General features: G+C 67.5%; 15 protein-coding genes. 9 read left to right on the top strand and 6 right to left on the bottom strand.

Translation table 11 applies throughout. The features are described from left to right. Positions 1 to 372: 372 nt before the first annotated feature. Positions 373 to 2,544, top strand: coding sequence for a LuxR C-terminal-related transcriptional regulator (locus ACWER9_RS09630; RefSeq protein ID WP_452301401.1), 2,172 nt, complete (start codon positions 373 to 375; stop codon positions 2,542 to 2,544). A gap of 69 nt (positions 2,545 to 2,613) precedes the next feature. Here the strand turns inward: ACWER9_RS09630 and ACWER9_RS09635 are convergent, their stop codons facing one another. Continuing rightward, a complete protein-coding gene (locus ACWER9_RS09635; protein WP_452301402.1) occupies positions 2,614 to 5,277 on the bottom strand; it encodes a BREX system ATP-binding domain-containing protein in 2,664 nt (887 codons plus the stop codon). 727 nt (positions 5,278 to 6,004) lie between these two features. On the opposite strand from ACWER9_RS09635, the gene ACWER9_RS09640 reads away from it, so the two are divergent. From ACWER9_RS09640 to ACWER9_RS09655, 4 genes are all read left to right on the top strand, one after another. Beyond that, positions 6,005 to 7,132 (top strand): sensor histidine kinase, encoded by a 1,128-nt coding sequence (locus ACWER9_RS09640; RefSeq protein WP_452301403.1) that lies wholly within the window; start codon positions 6,005 to 6,007, stop codon positions 7,130 to 7,132. Next, entirely contained in the window at positions 7,129 to 7,791 is a 663-nt protein-coding gene (locus ACWER9_RS09645; protein ID WP_452301404.1) for a response regulator, read from the top strand. Before ACWER9_RS09640 ends, ACWER9_RS09645 begins: the two co-directional genes overlap by 4 nt. Positions 7,792 to 8,107: 316 nt before the next feature. Further along, complete coding sequence (locus tag ACWER9_RS09650; RefSeq protein WP_452301405.1) at positions 8,108 to 8,548, top strand: DUF6220 domain-containing protein; 441 nt, start codon at positions 8,108 to 8,110, stop codon at positions 8,546 to 8,548. Further along, complete coding sequence (locus ACWER9_RS09655) at positions 8,545 to 10,530, top strand: multicopper oxidase domain-containing protein (protein ID WP_452301406.1); 1,986 nt, start codon at positions 8,545 to 8,547, stop codon at positions 10,528 to 10,530. The genes ACWER9_RS09650 and ACWER9_RS09655 overlap by 4 nt, the downstream gene beginning before the upstream one ends. A 197-nt stretch (positions 10,531 to 10,727) precedes the next feature. On the opposite strand, the gene ACWER9_RS09660 is transcribed toward ACWER9_RS09655, so the two are convergent. Beyond that, the gene (locus ACWER9_RS09660) at positions 10,728 to 12,707 is read right to left on the bottom strand and encodes an anthranilate synthase family protein (RefSeq protein WP_452301407.1); all 1,980 of its coding nucleotides are present in this window, start codon (positions 12,705 to 12,707) and stop codon (positions 10,728 to 10,730) included. Between the two features lie 463 nt (positions 12,708 to 13,170). Between ACWER9_RS09660 and ACWER9_RS09665 the strand changes: the two genes are divergently transcribed. The 4 genes from ACWER9_RS09665 to ACWER9_RS09680 all read left to right on the top strand — a co-directional run bounded on the left by ACWER9_RS09665 (position 13,171) and on the right by ACWER9_RS09680 (position 16,515). Beyond that, positions 13,171 to 13,509, top strand: a complete 339-nt coding sequence (locus ACWER9_RS09665; RefSeq protein WP_452301408.1) for a hypothetical protein — start codon at positions 13,171 to 13,173, stop codon at positions 13,507 to 13,509. Then, positions 13,509 to 14,294, top strand: a complete 786-nt coding sequence (locus ACWER9_RS09670) for a 2,3-dihydro-2,3-dihydroxybenzoate dehydrogenase (RefSeq protein WP_452301409.1) — start codon at positions 13,509 to 13,511, stop codon at positions 14,292 to 14,294. The genes ACWER9_RS09665 and ACWER9_RS09670 overlap by 1 nt, the downstream gene beginning before the upstream one ends. A 30-nt stretch (positions 14,295 to 14,324) precedes the next feature. Then, entirely contained in the window at positions 14,325 to 14,963 is a 639-nt protein-coding gene (locus ACWER9_RS09675; protein WP_452301410.1) for an isochorismatase family protein, read from the top strand. Positions 14,964 to 15,288: 325 nt separating this feature from the next. Continuing rightward, positions 15,289 to 16,515 carry a 3-deoxy-7-phosphoheptulonate synthase gene (locus ACWER9_RS09680; RefSeq protein WP_452301411.1) on the top strand — a complete coding sequence of 409 codons (1,227 nt, stop codon included), beginning with the start codon at positions 15,289 to 15,291 and terminating at the stop codon, positions 16,513 to 16,515. A 97-nt stretch (positions 16,516 to 16,612) separates the two neighbouring features. Here the strand turns inward: ACWER9_RS09680 and ACWER9_RS09685 are convergent, their stop codons facing one another. From ACWER9_RS09685 to ACWER9_RS09700, 4 genes are all read right to left on the bottom strand, one after another. Beyond that, positions 16,613 to 16,888 carry a hypothetical protein gene (locus ACWER9_RS09685; RefSeq protein ID WP_452301412.1) on the bottom strand — a complete coding sequence of 92 codons (276 nt, stop codon included), beginning with the start codon at positions 16,886 to 16,888 and terminating at the stop codon, positions 16,613 to 16,615. 11 nt (positions 16,889 to 16,899) lie between these two features. Further along, positions 16,900 to 17,313, bottom strand: a complete 414-nt coding sequence (locus ACWER9_RS09690; protein WP_452301413.1) for a DUF6220 domain-containing protein — start codon at positions 17,311 to 17,313, stop codon at positions 16,900 to 16,902. Between the two features lie 369 nt (positions 17,314 to 17,682). Further along, positions 17,683 to 18,318 (bottom strand): transglutaminase-like domain-containing protein, encoded by a 636-nt coding sequence (locus tag ACWER9_RS09695; protein ID WP_452301414.1) that lies wholly within the window; start codon positions 18,316 to 18,318, stop codon positions 17,683 to 17,685. A 277-nt stretch (positions 18,319 to 18,595) separates the two neighbouring features. Next, positions 18,596 to 19,204: a TetR/AcrR family transcriptional regulator gene (locus ACWER9_RS09700; protein WP_452301415.1), complete on the bottom strand. Its 609-nt coding sequence runs from the start codon at positions 19,202 to 19,204 to the stop codon at positions 18,596 to 18,598. Positions 19,205 to 19,311: the final 107 nt, after the last annotated feature.

Below are 19,311 nucleotides of genomic sequence, written 5' to 3' on the forward strand. Positions count from 1 at the left end.
CACCCCCGCTGGTGCGCAGCCGCACCGGCCTTGGTCGCCCGCACTGCCCGGTGGGCAGTCCCGCCGCTGATCTGGGGCGCCAGAGTGCCGGCGGCAACATAGACGTACCCGCGAGGTGGTCGCCGTGTCCCTGTCAGTGGTCCACCAGCTCCGCCCGACTCGGCGACACGCCCCGATCACGTGCACGACAAGGCTAGTAAGTCATGTCGGGACGGGCGAGCGATGCCCCGACTGAAGGTGAGCGAAAGAGTAGCGGGGAGTAATGCTGTTGACGTTACTGCTCAGTTTAGTCCGATATTGGTCGCGGCTGCCCGAATGGCCACGACTTACCCCTGATGCCTGGTGGCCGGGGGTGCGGCCCAAACATGATCCATGAGCGCCATTGTTTGTGGTAGCGTGATCGTGACCTATCGATATAAGTTCTTCCTTCAGGTGCGTGCGCATAATCTCGGGGGGATTATGACAACGGGACCGGAACTAAAGAACCAGAGGTCAGACGCGGTTCTGGCCGCCGTGTGTGTCACCAACGGGTTGGTGCCGAGGCCGCCGGGCGAGGATGCCGACGAGCGGGTCTTGCGGTACATCCTCGGGGCCGCCTTGGACCATGAGTTGATCGACTTCGCCGCCGGCGCGGGCGGGAATCCCCAGCTACTCGCCGAGCTGGCGCTCGGGCTTGCCGAGGAGGGGCTTGTTCGGGAAGTCAGTGGCGGTCGGGGAGTTAATGGCACGTTGAAACTGGTTGCGCGGCGGACTCCCCGTCGCGTCCTGGAATTTGTGGTGTGCCGGCTAAATGACCTAAGTGCCAACTGTCAGCAGTTCCTGAAGGTGGCGGCGGCACTGGGGAAATCCTTCAGACTGGAGGATGTGGCAGGATTGCTGGACAGATCTTCAGGAACATTACTCTCTCCCTTGGATGAGGCAATGGCATCAGGATTCGTCGTTGCCGCCGAGCATCAACTTGCGTTTCAGAGCGATTTTGTTCTGCAGGCGATCATCGAATCCATCCCCGCCCCCGCACGTGACGCCCTGCGGCGGGAGGCCATGAGTCTTTCCAGAAGACGTACCCCGGCGTACGGTCAGCGGCTATGGCTGGCCGAGCGGCCGAGCGAATCGTCCGGCACGGTCAAGGACGAAGCCGGCGGGCCGTGCTCCCGGGCGCACAGCTTGATTATGAACGGGGACGCGGCAGCCGGAGTCCGTGCGGCAGAGCGCGTTCTCGCCAGTCCGGGCATCTCTTTGGCCGCTCGGCTCGACGCGGAGGCGTCTCTTATTCTGGGTTACCACCTGCTCGGCAGGGCAGAAGCCGAGATCGCCTCCGAGCGGATCCTGCGGGAGCGAGGGGCCGGGCCGGGCGATATCGCCGCAGCGATGGCGCTGACGGCACGATCCACTGTGCTGTGGCGTACGGGGCGGTTGGCCGAGGGCCTCAAGCTCGGTCGCAACGCGGTTCGCCTCAGCGAGCATGCTCATCCGGTCTGGTGCCTTCATTCCCAACTCGCTCTGGCCGGGAAACTTGTGAGCCTTCGCGAGTTCGACGCGGCCGAGACGCTGATCGATGACGCCGAGGCCGGTCTGCGCGGCCTGCCCGTACCGGTCTGGACGGCAGCGTGTGCGGCCATGCGGGCCCGGCTGTTCCTCCAGTCCGGGCGTATCGGGGACGCGCGTCGGGAGGCGGCGCTGGCGATCGCCGCGGAGGAGCGGGACGCCGTTCCCATGCTCGGACCCCTCGCCTACTCGGTGCTCAGTACCGCCTCGTTCTATATGGAGGACCTGCCCGCAGCCATCGAGTACCTGCAGCGGGCGCATACCGCCGCGGCGAGCCAGGTGGTGCTCGACTCTGTGCAGTATGCCTGGGCCGAGATGCTCATCGCGGTCAAGAAGGAAGGACCCTGGGAGGCGGCCCAGTTACTGTCCGGCAAGTACAGCCATCTGCCGACGCAGCGGAGCCTGTACATCGAGGTTCCGAGTGCCGCTGCCTTCCTGGTGCTTCTCGCGCGAGACGTGCGCGACAGCGACCTTGAGTACAGCGTTCTACGGACGGTCGACGGTCTGGCGGAGGACAATCCAGATTTCCCGATTATTGGATTGACGGCCATGCATGCTAGCGCATTGGCGAACAGTGCCCCGGCCGCGCTCGCGCTCATCATCGCGCAGTCGCCGGATCCGATCTCAGTGGCCCTGGCGACCGAGGAACTCGCCAAGCTCTATGCGGCCAAAGCGCCGGCGGGGGCCCGGCCGGTCGCGTCGACCCACTCCGAAGAGGGCACTTCGCGGCTTGCCACCCGCTGGTCCGCTCTTTCCGACATGGAGCAACGTATCGCCTATCTGGTGAGCGTGGGCTTGACGAATCGGCAGATCGCCAAACAGGTGCATCTGTCGGCGCACACGGTGAACTACCACCTCCGCAAGGTCTACAAGAAGTTGGACATCAACACCCGTGTCGAGTTGGCGAACGCGGCTGCGATGTACTCGAGCAGAGCGTCGATCTATCCGATGGACGAGGAGAAATGGGGCTCCGGCCCCGCCGACGGTCGGGCGGGCTGATAGTCGGAAGAACGGCAGGGGACGATTTATCGGCTCCGCCGGCTGGTCTGATCAGCCGGCGGACTGGCCTTACCGGGTACCACCTGATTGCTGTGCCGAGACCCTGGGTGGGACGGCCTCATGGGCGATGAAATGCCTGGTCAGTTCGACGCGGCTGTTGATCTTTAGCTTCGAGAACACCCGCCGGAGATGGCTGTCGACGGTGTGCGGCGACAGGAACAGTGCGCTCGCCGCCTCCCTGTTGGTCCTGCCGTCGATGATCGCCCGGATGACGCGAAGCTCTGCGCTCGTCAGACTTTCCCAGCCCGACTTGGGCCGCTCGGCATCCAGCCGACGGACATTGTGCGCGTCGAGATGACGCAGTTTCTCCCGCACCCGGTCCACGTCACCCTGCGCGCCGCATTCCAGATAGAGATCCACGGCGGAGGCGAGTAGCCGGGCCGCTCGGGCCTTGTCCCGCAGGCTCTGCTCCACCCGCGCCGCGTCCTCGAGCGCGGTCGCCGCCGCCAGCGGACGTCCGGCTGATCGGTGAAGATCCGCGGCGCGGTGCAGAGCTACCGGGTCGTTGCGCAGGACGCCCTCGGCGTGCTCAGCGCCCCCCGCCAGCGACTGCACCACCGGGTTACGCTGGGCGATCCGCCGGGCGAACTCGGCCGCCCGTTCGGCCTCCGAGCCGAGGCCCGCCCGCTTGGCCTGGAGGATGAGCGTTGCCGCAGCCGTCGGAGCTTCGAAGACGAGCAGGGGGTCGGGTACGACGTGCCCCTCGCTGTTGATCAGAGTCTGGACTGTCATCGCCGGACGCCCACTGACCGCGTGGAACTGCGCGAACGCCCAGCTCAGCCGAGCCTTGTCGGTTCCCGCGTCACCGGTCATCAACCGTTCGGTCATCCGCAGCTGGGTGCTGGCGGTGGCGAGATCACCCTGATGCATGCTGATGTGGGCCAGCACGAGGCGCGCGGGTACGGAGTCTGCCGACGCCGACCGCTCGGCCGGACGAAGCGCGGCCTCGGCCTCGAGCCGGGCTTCCTCGAGTCGACCTGCCGCGATCAGGAGTTCGGCGCGGTGGCCGTGCCACAGGGACTCCGACCAGGTCGCTCCGAGATCGTCCGCGTCCTGCTCGACGGTGTCGAGGACGGATGTCGCCTCTTCGAAATGATCGGCCGCGAGGAGGGCCCGGACCAGCCACGTCCAGAGCGGGCGCTCAGTGGTGTCGGGGGGATACGGAGCCGGGGGCTGCGTGCGCCACGGTGCGGTGACCCCGCCGGGCACGTCGCTCATGCGGTTCGTGGTGTCCTCGAGCGCCCGATTCAATTTGGCCCGATCCAGCTCACAGACGTCCTGTCTGGCCAGGGTTCGCTGAAGAAGCTCGACCGTCATAGCGTGGCTGGCGGCGTCCCGCAGTCCCTGCGCCAGCTCGAGTACGAGGTGCGCTTCGGTCGCCACCTCGATACCAGGACGAAGAGCCACGTCCGCGAGGCGGCAGGCTTCGGCGCACCTCCCCACCGTGGCAAGCAGGCGCAGGGCACGTGCCAGCGTTCGTGGCGCTTCGTCAAACGTTCGCTCCAGATGGGCGATGGCCCGAGCCGCCATGTCGTCGCCACGTCTTCGCTCCCGCGGCAGCGGCGGAGCGGAGGGCGTCACGACCGAGGGGAGCGGCACCAGCCACACGGAACGGGCCTTCGCGACGTCGGGTGGGGAAGGGGTTGCCGCGGGAGCGGACACGGTGCCGGGCTCCCGTTCCTGAAACGGGGCGTACTGCAGCGCCTCTCCGATCACCTGCTGTGCGAACGTCAGCTTTGTACCATCGCGTCGCATCAGGCCGACCTGTACGGCCTCGTCGGCGCCGTAGGACAGCTCGTGAGCCGGCTCGCCGAGCAACGTCGCCACTCCCTCGACCGTGAACGTCTGGCCGATCCTCCGGCCGTTGACCAGCAGTCGCCGGACCTCGGGCGACATCTCGTCCAGCAAGTTGGCGACGGCGGTGAGAACGCCTTTGGGTAGACGGTCGGACACCACCGAAGCCGCGCCGTCCGCGATGATCATCTGTCCCGCTTTGGTGAGCGCGCTGAAGACGTTCTCCATCAGCCATGGGTTGCCTCCGCAGCGGGCCGCCCAGCTGAGCATGGATGCGTCCGGTTTGGCACCGAGGATGCCGGTGCAGAACTCGGTTACCGCCGAGCCGTCCAGCGGCGCCAGGTGAAGCCGCACCGCAACGTGCTCGACCAGCCAGTCGACGGCATGCTGGGCGAGAGACCGAATGGGGACCGGTCGGCGTGCGAGCAGCCACAGCACCGGTGACGAGGCCAACGACTGCACGAGCCCCCGCAGGGCCAGGGCGCTGACGTCGTCGAGCCGATGGGCATCGTCCAGGACGATTGCCACGGGATGTCTGCGGGCGGCGCTCTTGACCAGTTCGCCGACACGATCCATCAACCAGAAGGGGTTCCTGTCCGGGCGGGCCAGCTCATCGAAGTCGACTTCACCCGGTATCACGTGACGCAGGAAGTTGATGAGCAGGTGTATGGGGATCGGCTGATCGGTGACGCTCACTCGGCCCGCCACCACGGTGAGGCCGCGTTCGGCCGCCTCCAGGGCCGTGGCCTTCAGCAGGTGGGTCTTGCCGACGCCGAACGGCCCGTCGACGATGACGCAACTGCTCGACCCCCGCAGAGTGGCGTCCAGACGGCCACTCAACGAGGACAGTGCGTGCTCACGCCCTACCAGTGAACTCATGCTTACCGCTCCGTGTCTCTCTGAGAGAATCGTCCGACGCGTGTCCGGGGCATGGCCGTCATCGCGGCGCCTCGACTGTCCGACCGGACAGTCGAGCACCTGATGCCGGAAAAGCTGACTCAGTTATACGGGATCTGCGGTGGGACGGCGCATATACGTGTATCAGCGTGCACTACTCGCGTGAGTAGTGTGCAGGACGACGCGGCGAGATTACTGTCAGGCTATGCCGACTCGACGTTGAGCCGTGCAGACCGCGGATGCGCTGGTACCGAATTCGCATTGCCTTCGGGTCGATGCACGCGCCCGGAATGGAATAGGCCACAATTTCTCGCGCTTGAACTGACGCGTTCTCAAGGAATTCGTGCGAGATTGGGATGCAGGGGTGATCGCGTCACGTCACTCGGGCTAGCTCGGCCGCCGATCCAGGTCCCTTCCGGATGACCGAGATCCCTTTGCCGTGCATCGTCAAAATGGCCTCACCGGAAGACGGACCATCCCATCGGGACCCTGCTCTCGAACGTCCACGAACGCCGCCTCGTGGAAGGCGCGACCCGTAAGGCTCGTCGTCACGCGGCGGCTTACCGTCCTACGGTCTGCGCCCACACCCGACGGTCGGCGGCGGCACCCGGCCTGGACGCGTCCATGGTGGACGCGTCATGCGCCCCACGGCGGCAGCGGTGCGCTTCGCGGTCGACGCGAAGCCGGTCTGCTCGGCTACAGTGCGCTCATGAGGACTGGACTCTCCGATGTCTGGAACCGGACCAAGAGTTGGATCGTCGCGGTTGGCGTGGCGGCAGCGCTGCTGATCACCGCGTTGGCGGGGGAACACTCCACCACGGACCTCAAACTGCTCGGCTACGCGCTCGTCGTGACGAGCGGCCTGGCGCTGGCGGTCATGAACCGAGTTCCGATTCCCGTCCTGATTCTCACGGGGCTGTGCGTGGTGAGCTACAACGCGATCGGTTTCGCGGTGCCCGCCGTCGCATACCTGATCGCGGTGTACGCCGCCGTACGGTCTGGGCACCGGATCGGCACGCTGGTGGTGAGCGTGATCGTGATGACCGTTCTTCCGCTCGCGATCATGGCCTCCCCCGAGGGTGCTGGGAAGGAACCGATCGCACAGGCCCGTGGTGTCCTCGAATTGGCCTGGCTGATCGCTGCGGCTGCCGCGGGTGAGGCGCTGCGGCAGGCCGAGCGGCGGGCGGACGAGGCCGAGCGCACGCGCGAGGAAACCGCGCGGCTGCGCGCGACCCAGGAACGCCTGCACATCGCACGGGAGCTGCACGATTCGCTCACCCACCAGATCTCGATCATCAAGGTGCAGGCCGAAGTCGCGGTCCACCTGGCCCGCAAGCGTGGCGAACAGGTATCGGAGTCCCTGCTGGCCATCCAGGAGGCCGGCCGTGAGGCTACCCGGGAGCTGCGGGCGACCCTGGAGACGCTGCGCGACGCCAGCAAGTCACCGTCACATGGGCTCGATCACCTTCCGGAACTGCTGGCCGGGGCCCATGGGATCGGCCTGAGCACGACGCTGACGATCGAAGGAGAACGGCAGGACGTGCCGGACGCGGTGGACCGGACCGTTTACCGGATCGTCCAGGAGTCGCTCACCAACACCGCCCGCCACGCCGCCGCTGCGAGCGCGTCGATCCGGATCGACTACCTCCCGGACGCCATCGCCATCCGGATCGATGACGACGGAACGGCCAAGCCCAGCTCTGCCCCGGTGCACGGAGTCGGGCTGCTGGGGATGCGCGAACGCGTCACCGCCCTGGGTGGCAGCCTGCGCGCCGAACCGCGTACCGAGGGCGGATTCACCGTCCAGGCCGAACTCCCGGTGGCGCGAATTTCATGATCCGTGTCCTGTTGGTCGACGACCAGCCGCTCCTTCGCAGCGGCTTCCGCGCACTTCTCGACGCTGAAGACGACATCGAGGTGGTGGCCGAGGGCGCCAACGGCAGGGAGGGGCTGGCCCTCGCCAGGGAGTACCTGCCCGACCTCGCCCTGATCGACATCCAGATGCCGGTGATGGACGGCATCGAGACGACCAAGCAGATCGTCGCGGACCCGGACCTGGCCGGGGTGCGAGTGGTCATCCTGACCAACTACGGCTCGGATGAACACGTCTTCAATGCGCTGCGCAGCGGTGCGGCCGGGTTCCTGGTCAAGGACATCGTGCCGGACGACCTCCTGCACGCCGTTCGCGTCGCCGCGCGGGGTGACGCCCTGCTCGCACCGTCGATCACCAGAATGCTGATCAGTCGGTACGTCGCACAGCCGCCCGGCGCGGAGGTCAGCCCGGGGATGGAGGAGCTGACCAACCGCGAACGCGAGGCCGTCTTCCTGGCGGCGCGGGGCCTGTCCAACGATGAGATCGCCGACCATATGGTGATCAGCCCACTGACCGCGAAGACCCATGTCAATCGGGCTATGACGAAGCTCCGAGCTCGCGACCGCGCCCAGCTCGTGGTCTTCGCCTACGAATCCGGCCTAGTGAGTCCCCTGCACCGCTGACCGGTCGGAGGCCGAATGCAAGTCGGGTTGCGATGCTGCGGCGGTGGTACGTGGCTGCTGCGAATGCAGCAGCGCCCCGGGTGCGTACCGCCCCGGCAGTAGATCAATTGTCTCCTTCCGCATGACGACCAGTGACCCCTTCGGTGCCTACGCTGACGCAGGTACCTCTGTTCGGCAGCCGAAGGGACCCTGGATGGGGCTGCCCGGTTTGGTCTTCGGCGTGCCGGCTGTCGCCCGCTCCCGCTCCCGCCGCACCGCCTGACCGGCAAGACAGACCCGAACACCTCTGCGGCTCAACCAACCTGAAGGGACTCCCATGCGTAAAGCGTTCGTCGGGCTGGCGGCGTTGTTAATGTTCGCGATTTTCGTGCTGTTCTTCCTGGCCGGGAACGGTGCGTTCAACAGCGCGCCCAATGACGAGGCATTCCGGCCCCACCGCATGCTGGGGATGGGCACGGTCTTCCTCGCCGTGGTGTTGGCGGTGGTCGCCGCGGTGGGACGGATGCCCGGCCAGATCATCGGCCTCACCGCCCTGGTCGCCGGCCTCGGCATCCTGCAGCCCGTGATCGTGGTCATCGCGAAGGCATTCGGGGACTCGGGAAGCACTACGACCGCCGGACAGCTCGTGTTCGGCCTGCACGCGGTCAACGGGCTGATCATGATGGCCGTGCTTCACACGATCATTCAGAAGGTGGGAGGCCGCAAAGCGACGGCGCCCGCCACCACGGCTGCTGGCTCGGCGCGATCGGTATCATGAGTACGCTCCACTGGATCCTTTTCGACTACGCCGTAGCGCTGCTGGGTGTCGCCTCCTGGCTCGCGGCCGGTGTCACGGCGGCCCTCCGGCGCTATCGGCTCGCGTTCGGCCTGCTCGTCGGAGCGGTCCTGGTAACGCTCGCCCGGGTGGCCACCGTGGCGGCGCTGTCCGGCCGGGGCTGGTGGTTCGTGCAGGAGAAGGTGCTGCTGTGCCTCCCCCTGCTGGGCGCCGCGGGGTTGGCCGCCGTGCTTTTCGCCGGGCCCTGGTTGCGTACGGCGCACCGGACCCCCGGCGAGAGTCTGCCCGCCGGCGGCCTCGTCGCGCTGCTCACGGCGGGATACGCCGCGCTGGCTGGCCTGATGGTGACGTTCCTCGCGGGCTTTCCTCTCACCTGGAGCACCGCGCTGATCGCCGTCTCGTTGGTCTGCGCGGGCGCACTCCTGACCATGCGGGTGATCACGACACCGACCGGAGAGCAGACCGACGCCAGTTCCCCGGGCAGCAGCCAACTGCCGGGACCGCGACGTCCCACGGAGCTCTCCCGCCGCAGGTTCCTCGGCGTGGCCGGCGGGGCGGTCGCGGTCGGATCAGGGGCCGTCGGTGTCGGTCTGCTGTTCCGGGATCCTGAGGGCGTGGTCACCGGGGGAGGCCCAGCACCTGCCTCCGGGTCCACTGCGACGGTCTCGGTGGCTGACTTGCGAGGGCCCGGCGTCCCGGTGCCGGGCGGCGCCACCCGGCGGCACACACTCACCGCCAGGACCGCCAACGTGAGTCTCGCGTCGGGAGGCGAGGTCCACGCGTGGACCTACGATGGCCGGCTGCCCGGCACGGCGATCACCGCGACCGAAGGTGATCTCATCGAGGTGACGCTTCGCAACGCCGACATCGACGACGGTGTCACCGTGCATTGGCACGGGTACGACGTGCCGTGCGGCGAGGACGGTGCGCCGGGCGCCACACAGCACGCGGTGAAGCCGGGCGGCGAGTTCGTCTACCGGTTCCAGGCCGATCAGGTGGGGACGTACTGGTATCACACGCACCAGGTATCGCACCCCGGAGTGCGCAAGGGGCTGTACGGGACCCTCGTTGTGAGTCCGCGAGAGGGACAGCCGGCGGAAGAGCTGGACCTGACGCTGCCCGTGCACACCTTCGACGACACCGCGGTTATCGGGGACCAGGCCGATCGCACCGTCCACACCGCCCGTGCGGGCGCGCTGGTGCGACTGCGAATGATCAACACCGACTCGGATCCGCACTGGTTCGCGCTGACCGACACGCCGTTCCGGGTGGTGGCAGTTGACGGCCGTGATCTCCACCGGCCGGGCGAGCTACGTGAGGTCGGGCTCCGCATACCCGCCGGCGGGCGGTACGACGCGGTCCTGACCATGCCGGAGACGCCGGTTTCACTCGTGCTCGACAACGGCCACGCCAAGGGCTTGCTGCTGCGCCCGACCGGCTACGCCGGAAACGATCCGGACCGGCCGGAGACCTCCGACTGGCCCGAGCTCGACTTGCTGCACTACGGCGAGCCGGCGGCCGTACCGTTCGACGCCGACAACGCCGATCGGCATTTCACGCTTGTCCTGGACCGCTCCCTGGCCATGGTCGACGGCCGCCCGGCCTTCGCCCAGACCGTCGACGGTCGCGGGCATCCCTCGGTCCCCGACCAGCTCGTCGCCGAAGGGGACGTCGTCCGCTTCACGGTGGTCAACCGGAGCCTCGAGACTCACCCTTGGCACCTGCACGGCCATTCCGTGCTGGTTCTCTCCAGGGACGGAGAGCGCTCCTCCGGAAGCCCACTGTGGGTGGACACCTTCGATGTGCGGCCGGGAGAGGTTTGGGAGGTGGCGTTCCGCGCCAACAACCCGGGTGTCTGGATGAACCACTGCCACAACCTGCCGCATCAGGAGCAGGGCATGATGCTGCGGCTCGTCTACGACGGTGTGAGTACTCCCTTCGCAGGCGGCAGCCACGCTCACTGACGTGCCGGCCCGAGGGGCGGCGGGCTGTCCTCGCATGACCGGCACCGAGGGCAGCCTGACACCTTGGGCGACGAGGGCGAGCTGCCCCTGTGCGGCGGCTGGGGGATGTGCCTTGATGGAGCAGATGAAGCACTGGCAAGACGGTTGATCGTGGATGACCCGACGGTGCCGGACCGGCCTGGACATCGCATGACCGCCTAGTGGCGACGCGCGCCGACACGTGTATCAGCGGCGGCGGCGCTCTGCGCCTCCTTGAGTAGCGAGACGAGTAGGTCGCTGAGGATCTGCGGGCCGTGCTGGGTGAGGATGGATTCGAGATGGAACTGCACGGACCGGAATCCCGCGCCGCGCAGGGCGTGCACCTCGCCCGTCTCCGGGGTTCGGCTCACCTGCACGGGCTTGCCCTGCCCGCCTGAGATGACGTCGTGTGCGGAACGGGCTGTGTAGGTGTTGTAGAAGCCCACGAGTTCGGACCGGCCGAACAGATCGACGCGCATCTGGACGCCCTGATTGGGCACCGTGCGCCGTACGAGGTCGAAGCCCAACTCGGCGGCGAGGACCTGGTGGCCCAGGCAGATGGACAGGAACGGGACCGCGCCGGCGAGCAGGTTACGGGTGAGCGTGCGGAGCGTGTTCATGCGCGGATCTGTCATGTCGCTGGGGTCGCCGGGGCCGGGACCGACGATGACGAGGTCGTAGCCCTCCAGTTGCAGCGGACTGTCGTATCGGGTGATCGTGGTCCGGAGGCCGAGGGAACGCAGCTGATGGCCGAGCATTCCCATGAAGGTATCCTCGTTGTCGACGACCAGGACGCGCCGACCGTCCAACTCCGGTTCCGGGCTCGTCCGGTGTGCCCCGTCGAGCCAGAATCGCGACAGCGTGGAGTTGCGGCTCTGCAACGCCAGCCGTACCCCGGGATGGGTGGACGGCGACGGGTGCGCCCCCGTGCCAGCGGGCTCGCCCGCGGCGCCGTCGCCGTCGAGCGTGAGGCCGAGCGCTTCGAGCATGCCCGCAGCCTTGGCCTGCGTCTCGGCGACCTCGGACTCGGGCTTGGAGTCACGCACCAGGGTGGCGCCGACGCCCAGGCGCAGCTTGCCGTTGCTGCCGACCTCGGCGGTGCGGATCATGATCGCTGAGTCGAGTGTGCGGCTGCCCATCGCGTCACGGCCAATCAGTGCGAGAACGCCGCCGTAGTATCCGCGCCCGGTCGTCTCATGTCGGGTGATGACCCGGAAGGCGTTCTCGAGCGGACTGCCGGTGACGGTCGGCGCGAGCAGGGTCTCCCGCAGCACATCGCGTACGTCGAGGTCGCTCTGACCGGTCAAGGTGTACTCAGAGTGAGTGAGGCGGGCCATCTCCTTGAGAAACGGGCCGTGCACCCGACCGCCGGAGGTGCACATCCGCGCCATCATCTTCAGTTCTTCGTCGACGACCATATACAGTTCGTTGGCCTCTTTCGGGTCATTCAGAAACTGCAGTAAACCGGGAATGTCCGGCCCGGTCGAGGGGTGCCGGTAGGTCCCGCTGATGGGGTTCATCGAGATGGTGCCGCCTGCCATGCTGACGTGCCGCTCCGGCGATGCGCCAATGAATGTCCCCGCGCCGGTGTGGAACAGGAACGTCCAGTACGAACCCAGCTCCCCGGTCAGCAGCCGCCGAAAGATCGCCAGCTCCGTGCCGGCCGAACAGTCGTCCAGCCGCGCGGCGAAGGACCGCCTGATGACGAAGTTGGATCCGGCACCCTGTCCGATCTCATCACCCACCACGCGCTTGACGATCGCCGCGTAGTCCTCGTCGCTGGCGTCGAATCCGGCGTCGGACACGCGCACCTTCTGCTCGGGCAGACCAGCCAGGGCCTGATCGAGGCTGAGTTCGGCTTGCTCGTGGATCCGCATGGCAAGCAGGGGCGCATGGTCGTCGTGGCAATCGAACCCACGTTCGGTGACCTGCCGGTACGGGACCGCCACAAGCAGGTCGTGCCGGGCGCCGCCCGCCGGGTCGCCAGGTAGCGGCAACTCGGCGAGGCTGCCCACGTCGTGGACGTCGCCGGTCAGGACCTCCACGCGCGCGTCCCTGGCCGGGCCGGGCCGATACAGCAGGGCGAAGGCGCGCCCGTCCTCGCCGAGGCCGGCCAGAACATCTGGGGGCCCGGCCATGCTCGAATGCGTCCCGTCCATATTGCTCCCCCTTGCATGAGATCAGATCACCCCTCTCGATACTGCGGCGGCGAAAGGCGTAGCACATGACGTGACGCCACGATCCCGTATTCCCGGTAACGTACGGTCGGTATGGCGTGAACAGATGAATGCGGCACCACTACTCGAGCGGGTAGTGGTCGGGCAAATGCATCGCCATTACTGTCGACGACATTAGCGGCTCGACGAGGGCGGTGAACACGGCTGTGAATGTGCTGGTTCAGAGAAGCGGCGGTAGGTCTGCGCGGACTCTCGAGCGCACTCGTCATGCCGCCCTGCGTATCGCCCAGGCGCCCCGGCGCGGGTCGTCCGCGGTCGTCTGGGCGGGCGGCCGTAGGGCCGCTGACCTGCTGGGGCTGGCGGCCGACGTCGGTACTGCGGGCCCGTCCCGGGAGCTGGATCAGTAGCGGTGGACGACCCACGACGCCAGGGACCCTGATCCCACGTGAGGCGCCGCCCTTCCCCGCGCGCGGGGGCCGACGGCATTCATTCGATCGCACGTGAGCAGATCGTGGCCGATCGGCCGCGCCACTCCGGGCAGACGGCCGGCGCGCGCCCGAACGACCTGAGCGCGGCCCTGCGCCGCTACGAAGGTATCCGCCTTCCCCGGACGACGCGGATCCAGCAACAGTCCCGTGCCAACGCGGAGACAATCCACCTCGTCAACGGGCAAGCGCGGCATCGCCGCGACAACCCCGCTCAGACCGCATCCGGTCTGGACCGGCATGAATGGCTCTTCGGGTACGACGCCGAGCAGGCAACTACGACCAGCGGGAGCGCATGATGGAACTGACCGGAATCGAGTCGACGGTCGCACTGGTCACCGGTGCGGCGCAGGGCATCGGTGCCGCCGTGGCGGGCCTCCTGGCGGGCGCGGGGGCGCACGTCGCGGCCGTCGACCGCAACGGCGAGGCGCTCGACACCGTTTTGACCAAGATCGAGGCGGAGGGTGATTCGGTCCGCGGCTACCTCGTCGACGTGCGCGACAGCGAGGCCGTGGACGCGCTCGTGGGGCGCGTCGAGGACGAGCTCGGGCCCATCGGCGTCCTGGTCAACGCGGCCGGCGTCCTGCACACCGGAAGGGTGGTCGAACTGTCGGACCAGCAGTGGAGCGAGACCTTCTCGATCAACGCGGGCGGGGTGTTCCACCTGTCCCGGGCGGTGGCCCGCCGAATGATCGGCCGCCGACGGGGTGCGATCGTGACGATCGCATCCAACGCCGCCGGCGTGCCGCGCACGGAGATGGCCGCGTACGCCGCCTCGAAGGCCGCGTCGGCCCAGTTCACCCGATGTCTGGGGCTGGAGCTCTCCGACTACGGCATCCGGTGCAACGTCGTCTCGCCGGGCTCGACCGACACACCCATGCTGCGCGCGATGCTCGGCGAGGCCGGTGATCCGCGGCAGGTGGTCGAGGGCTCGCCGGCCGCGTACCGCGTCGGTATTCCGCTTCGAAAGCTGGCCCAGCCGCGGGACGTGGCCGAAGCGGTCGCGTATCTCGTGTCGGACCAGGCCGGTCACGTCACGATGCACGACCTGTACGTGGACGGCGGCGCGGCCCTGCATGTATGACGTCGTCGGATGCCGAATAGGAGACGAACCATGGCCATGACCCCGATCGCTGCGTACCCCATGCCCGGTGACAGCGATCTGCCGAGTGCGGCGATGCCCTGGCGCCCGGATCCGGACCGGGCCGCCGTGCTGGTGCACGACATGCAGCGCTACTTCCTACGCCCGTTCCCATCCGGGCAGTCCCCGCTTAGCGACCTGCTCGCCAATGTCATGAAGCTGCTCGCGGCGGCCCGCGCGGCCCGGGTGCCGGTGTTGTACACGGCACAGCCGGGCGGGATGAGCCGTCGCGACCGTGGGCTGCTGCACGACCTCTGGGGTCCCGGCATGAGCAGCGCGGAGGCCGATCGCGGCATCGCCGACGACGTCGCCCCAGAGCCGGGCGACACAGTGCTGACCAAGTGGCGCTACAGCGCGTTCTTCCGCAGCGACCTGGAGGAACGACTGCGGGGGTCGGGCCGGGATCAGATCATCGTCTGCGGCGTCTACGCGCACATGGGGTGCCTCATTACCGCCAGCGACGCGTTCAGCCGCGACATCCAGCCGTTCCTCGTGTCGGATGCGTTGGCCGACCTGTCGCTCGACGACCATCTCATGGCGCTTCGGTACGCGGCGGATCGTTGCGCGGTACCGCTGACCACGGCGCACGTGCTGGCCGCGCTGGAGAGCTAGTGCCCCGTTTCACCAACGTTCGCTGGGGTTGTCGGTGGTGCTGTGGATCCTCGCCGTGGGTGTGGTCGCCAGGCGGCTCGATGACGCGAACACGCCATACCCGCTCTCCCGGACGCGGATTCCCAGCCCATTCAATGCCGCTCTCGGCAACGCAAAGACGTGATGCGCACACACCGGTGGCTGGGCCACGCTATCCGCGCACACCCCTCGACCGGGAGGTTAGCGCCGGCGCGACCCGGCCGTCGCCGGGCTCCTCTGGCGATCGGCTCGCGGCCTGCCGCGGCTCCCGCAGGCCCGTCTCGCTGATCTCTTATGTGGAGGACAGATGCAGCAACCCAGCTCTACGGCGGACTTCGCCCCACTCGGTCCGTGGCAGGGCATGCCGGCGGCTCAACAACCGGACTGGCGGGACCACCCCGCGTACCACGAGGTCTGTCATTCGCTCTCCTCAGCGCCACCACTGGTGACGACCGAGGAGATTTGGCAGCTGCGGGAGTCGCTGTCGACACTAGCCACCACCGGCAGTCTTGTGCTGCAGGTCGGCGACTGCGCCGAGAGCTTCTACGAGTGCACGCCCCGGCACACCTCAGCCAAACTCGAAATCATCGACCGGCTGGGGGACAGGCTCGGTGAGCTCACCGGTCAGAGTGTCATCCGTGTCGGCCGGATGGCTGGACAGTTCGCCAAGCCCCGATCGCAGGCCATGGAGTGGCACGACGCGCTCCGCATCCCCTCCTTTCGAGGACACATGATCAATTCGGACATCGCCGGGTCGAGGACCCGCAGAGCCGACCCGCGGCGCATGGTCTGGGCCTACGAGGCCAGCGACGCGGTACAGCGGGTGATGCGGAACTACCGTCAGGGAAACGGACGTACGGCGACGACGGAGGGCCCATGGTCGAGCCACGAGGCGCTGGTGGTCGACTACGAGGCCCGGCTGATCCGCAGAGCCCCGGACACCGACGACCTGTACCTGGGCTCGACCCACCTGCCCTGGGTGGGTGAGCGGACCCGCGAGCCGGCCGCGGCCCATGTCGCCATGCTCTCCTCCGTCGTCAATCCGGTGGGATGCAAGATCGGACCGGACGCCGACCCCGATGATGTCCTGCAGGTGTGCGGGGCGCTCGACCCGCGGCGCGAGCCGGGCCGCCTCGTCCTGATACCCCGGATGGGTCGGGACCGGATCCAGGAGGCCCTGCCATCCATAGTCCGCCGTGTGGTGAACGCGGGACATTCGGTTGTCTGGTTGAGCGACCCCATGCACGGCAACACCGTGAAAGCCTCGAACGGCCTGAAGACACGCCACCTCACCGACGTGATCACTGAGGCGCTGCGCTTTCGTGACATCATAGGGCAGAACGGGCAGCACGCCGCCGGCCTCCACATCGAGGTCGCAGCGGACGATGTGACGGAATGTATCGGTGGATCCGTGGAGAACGAGGACCAACTACAGCGTCACTACACCTCACTGTGCGATCCTCGGCTCAACCCCGGCCAGGCCACCGAACTCATCGAGGCATGGGCCAAGGGAACGGCGATGGGTCGTTGCTGACCGGGCCGGTGCCCGCATCCCTGGACAGAACCCCTACGCACCGGTCCTGCGCGGCGAGCGGAACCTCGTCGAAGCGCAATCTGGCGCGGTCAGCGACTCAAGCCCCAGCGTCGCGAGGCGCCGCCAACCGCTCCAACACCGGCAAGGTCGGCACGGTCCCGCCCACCTCGAACCGAGCGACGGCCGACTCCTGAACGAACCACCAGCCCCGCCCGGCCAGCACCTCCATCGGCACCGCCCTGGCCGCCGTCAGCACCAACGCTACGGCGAGCAGCACGAGTGCGGGCCCGGCGCGCCGCAGCGCCGCGGTCACACCTGCGGCCATCCACGCGACGACGCCCAGCAGCGTGCAGGCGTGGTCCAGGACAATCAACGCGGCTGTGGTTATGACGCCGTTCGGCTGAGCTCGGCGCGCCGCCGCGCGATCTGGAACGACTGCTGCACGACCCACAAGGTCAAGCCGAAGATCGCCAGCGCGTTGATCGCGTGCAGGCCGAAGACCTTGTGCGCCAACTCGTCCTCCCCAAAGGACTTGGCGACTGCCCGGATCAGCCCCTGGACGAGCGTCAGCCCGGCGATCAGGGCCATCATGCCGATGAACCGCCCGGGCATCCGGGCGAGCGCGCCGACGACCACGCACACGACGGCGAGCACGAAGATCGCAAACCCGAGCACGCGGTGGGGTATGAAGGCCTCCTCGTCGGGCACGTGCATGAACGCGCCGCTGGCGGCTAGGTAGAACACCGCGACCTCGGCGAGTAGCAGCAGCGACGTCAGGCCCGCGAGGAGCTTTTTCATGTCGCTGAGCGTAAGCCGATTGTGTCGTCGGCGCAGACCCGTCGGGTCTGATCGTGATAAAGGATGAAGATCCCCTTCGGACCGGACATCCTAAGCCGTGTCTCAGAGGCGGTCAGAGCCATTCATCGATCGCGACGATGTGGAGGCTGGCCTGGTAGCCCGCTGTCATAGATGTCGACGAGCAGCCACGGTTCCGGGGGTGATCGGCCCCCGATTGATCTCCTGAGCCCGGGGCGATTGCCGGTCACGGCGGAGCGCACGATCATCCATGATGGTGCGAGGATGGCAGGGCTTGCAGGCCGGCCCGTGCGCTCATGCGAGAAGAGTGTGTCGCCGCGATTTCCCATGGCAGGCAACCGCTGCCCCGACTCAGGGCGTAGCGGGCAACCCGGCGCGGCACAGTTCAAGAGCGTCTCGAGCACCGCGCAGGGCTGCGATCACATTGGGCGAGGGGCGTACGTGTACTTCAGGAAAGTCGAGACCGGGCAATCCGTCGGTGATCGGGTAGGCCAGTTGCTCACGCCCGAGCCGGAACTGGGCATCGATGCCGGTGCGGTTGCCGCGCGGGTCCTGGCGATGCCAGCGGTCCGCAAGGTATACGCCAACGAGGCCGTGCAGGAAGGGCTCTCTACCGTCGGTCAGCTGTTGGTAGCACAACCCTGCCGGAACGCCGCCGGCCCGCGCCACGGCCACCAGCAAGTGCGATTTGGCATAGCAGAGGCCGACGCCGGCGCTGAGCACCTCGCCAGGGGTGACGGTGATCCGCGGATCCTGAGCGTCCACGGAATGCCGGATCCGGTCACGAACCCATTCGAAGGCGGCCCGCGTGAATTCGACGTCGTCCGGATGCGCCGCGCGTAGTTCACCAGCTAACGTCCGCACTGCCGGATGGTCCACCTCCACGATCATGTCACCGCCCAGGTACTCCATCGGTTCGCCCGCGACCAGTTGCATAACTGTCCATCCCTCGGCGCCTGTCGGATCGAGGCTGCTCCACTGCGGCATGACCCACCGCGTTACGATAACGGCGCTATCTCACCACCGCCCGCTTCGCCTGTCACCCGCATTCCCGGACGCAGCCGCGGCAACGCGCACTGACCTGCCGCAAGCTCCCCCTGGCCTGTTCGGGAGCCGAAGGTGGGATGGACCGACGATCTCTCGATCCCGCTGCCGGAGGAGCGGACAGTCGCTGACCTCGTCGATGTCACGCTCTCGCTGATGCACAGGAACGCCTACGAGGAGAAGATCGAAGGCGTTCTTGGAGCGAAGTTCGACAGCACAACTAGCCCGCGGATTCGGTGGACCGGCGCTCGGCGGTGATCCGGAGAAGTCCTTCCACGCCGAGCAGGAAGGTCTCGGACACCAACGCGGGGTCGAAGAGGCATCCGGCTGCCATGGCACCGTCGCGGAGCATGACGAAGTGACGCGCGGCGGACTCTGCCGTCTCCTCCTGGACCTGCGCCATCAGCGTGGTGAGCGTGTCCAGGAACCATTGCCGGTGGGCGATGATCTCCTGACGCACGGGATGTCCCGTGTCCGGATACTCCGCCGCGGCGTTCAGAAACGCGCATCCACGAAACCCCGGGGACTGGATGCTTTCAGCGATGGAGTTGGCGATGGCCAGGAGTGGGGCGACCGGCCGTGAATCGGTGGTGATGACCGTCTCGACCGCGCCGCGATCCATCTCATGGACCTCACGCAGGTAGGCGAGGATGAGATCGTCCTTGCTGGGGAAGTGCCGGTAGAAGGTGGCCCGGGTCACCTTCGCCTCGGCGATGATCCGATCTACGCCGACGGAATGGATGCCCTCCGAGTAGAAGATCCTGGTGGCCGTGGTGAGGAGCCGGTGACGCGCCTCGGAGGGCCGGGCACCGGATGCGGTGGACGTCATATCGTCGATCGTAGCGGATAGAACGTTCGGTCTGAGGGACGTGAGTGGCCTCAGGCTCGACAGCACCAGGCGAGGCGTTGCGCGGAGCGATGAAGCAGGACCAGGCC

Source organism: Micromonospora sp. NPDC003944, assembly GCF_053605225.1.

Excerpts from the sequence above, each read along its gene's own strand:
- ACWER9_RS09630 (WP_452301401.1), top strand. The coding sequence starts at position 373 with ATGAGCGCCATTGTTTGTGGTAGCGTGATCGTGACCTATCGATATAAG.
- ACWER9_RS09635 (WP_452301402.1), bottom strand. The coding sequence starts at position 5,277 with ATGAGTTCACTGGTAGGGCGTGAGCACGCACTGTCCTCGTTGAGTGGC.
- ACWER9_RS09640 (WP_452301403.1), top strand. The coding sequence starts at position 6,005 with ATGAGGACTGGACTCTCCGATGTCTGGAACCGGACCAAGAGTTGGATC.
- ACWER9_RS09645 (WP_452301404.1), top strand. The coding sequence starts at position 7,129 with ATGATCCGTGTCCTGTTGGTCGACGACCAGCCGCTCCTTCGCAGCGGC.
- ACWER9_RS09650 (WP_452301405.1), top strand. The coding sequence starts at position 8,108 with ATGCGTAAAGCGTTCGTCGGGCTGGCGGCGTTGTTAATGTTCGCGATT.
- ACWER9_RS09655 (WP_452301406.1), top strand. The coding sequence starts at position 8,545 with ATGAGTACGCTCCACTGGATCCTTTTCGACTACGCCGTAGCGCTGCTG.
- ACWER9_RS09660 (WP_452301407.1), bottom strand. The coding sequence starts at position 12,707 with ATGGACGGGACGCATTCGAGCATGGCCGGGCCCCCAGATGTTCTGGCC.
- ACWER9_RS09670 (WP_452301409.1), top strand. The coding sequence starts at position 13,509 with ATGGAACTGACCGGAATCGAGTCGACGGTCGCACTGGTCACCGGTGCG.
- ACWER9_RS09675 (WP_452301410.1), top strand. The coding sequence starts at position 14,325 with ATGGCCATGACCCCGATCGCTGCGTACCCCATGCCCGGTGACAGCGAT.
- ACWER9_RS09680 (WP_452301411.1), top strand. The coding sequence starts at position 15,289 with ATGCAGCAACCCAGCTCTACGGCGGACTTCGCCCCACTCGGTCCGTGG.
- ACWER9_RS09690 (WP_452301413.1), bottom strand. The coding sequence starts at position 17,313 with ATGAAAAAGCTCCTCGCGGGCCTGACGTCGCTGCTGCTACTCGCCGAG.
- ACWER9_RS09695 (WP_452301414.1), bottom strand. The coding sequence starts at position 18,318 with ATGCCGCAGTGGAGCAGCCTCGATCCGACAGGCGCCGAGGGATGGACA.
- ACWER9_RS09700 (WP_452301415.1), bottom strand. The coding sequence starts at position 19,204 with ATGACGTCCACCGCATCCGGTGCCCGGCCCTCCGAGGCGCGTCACCGG.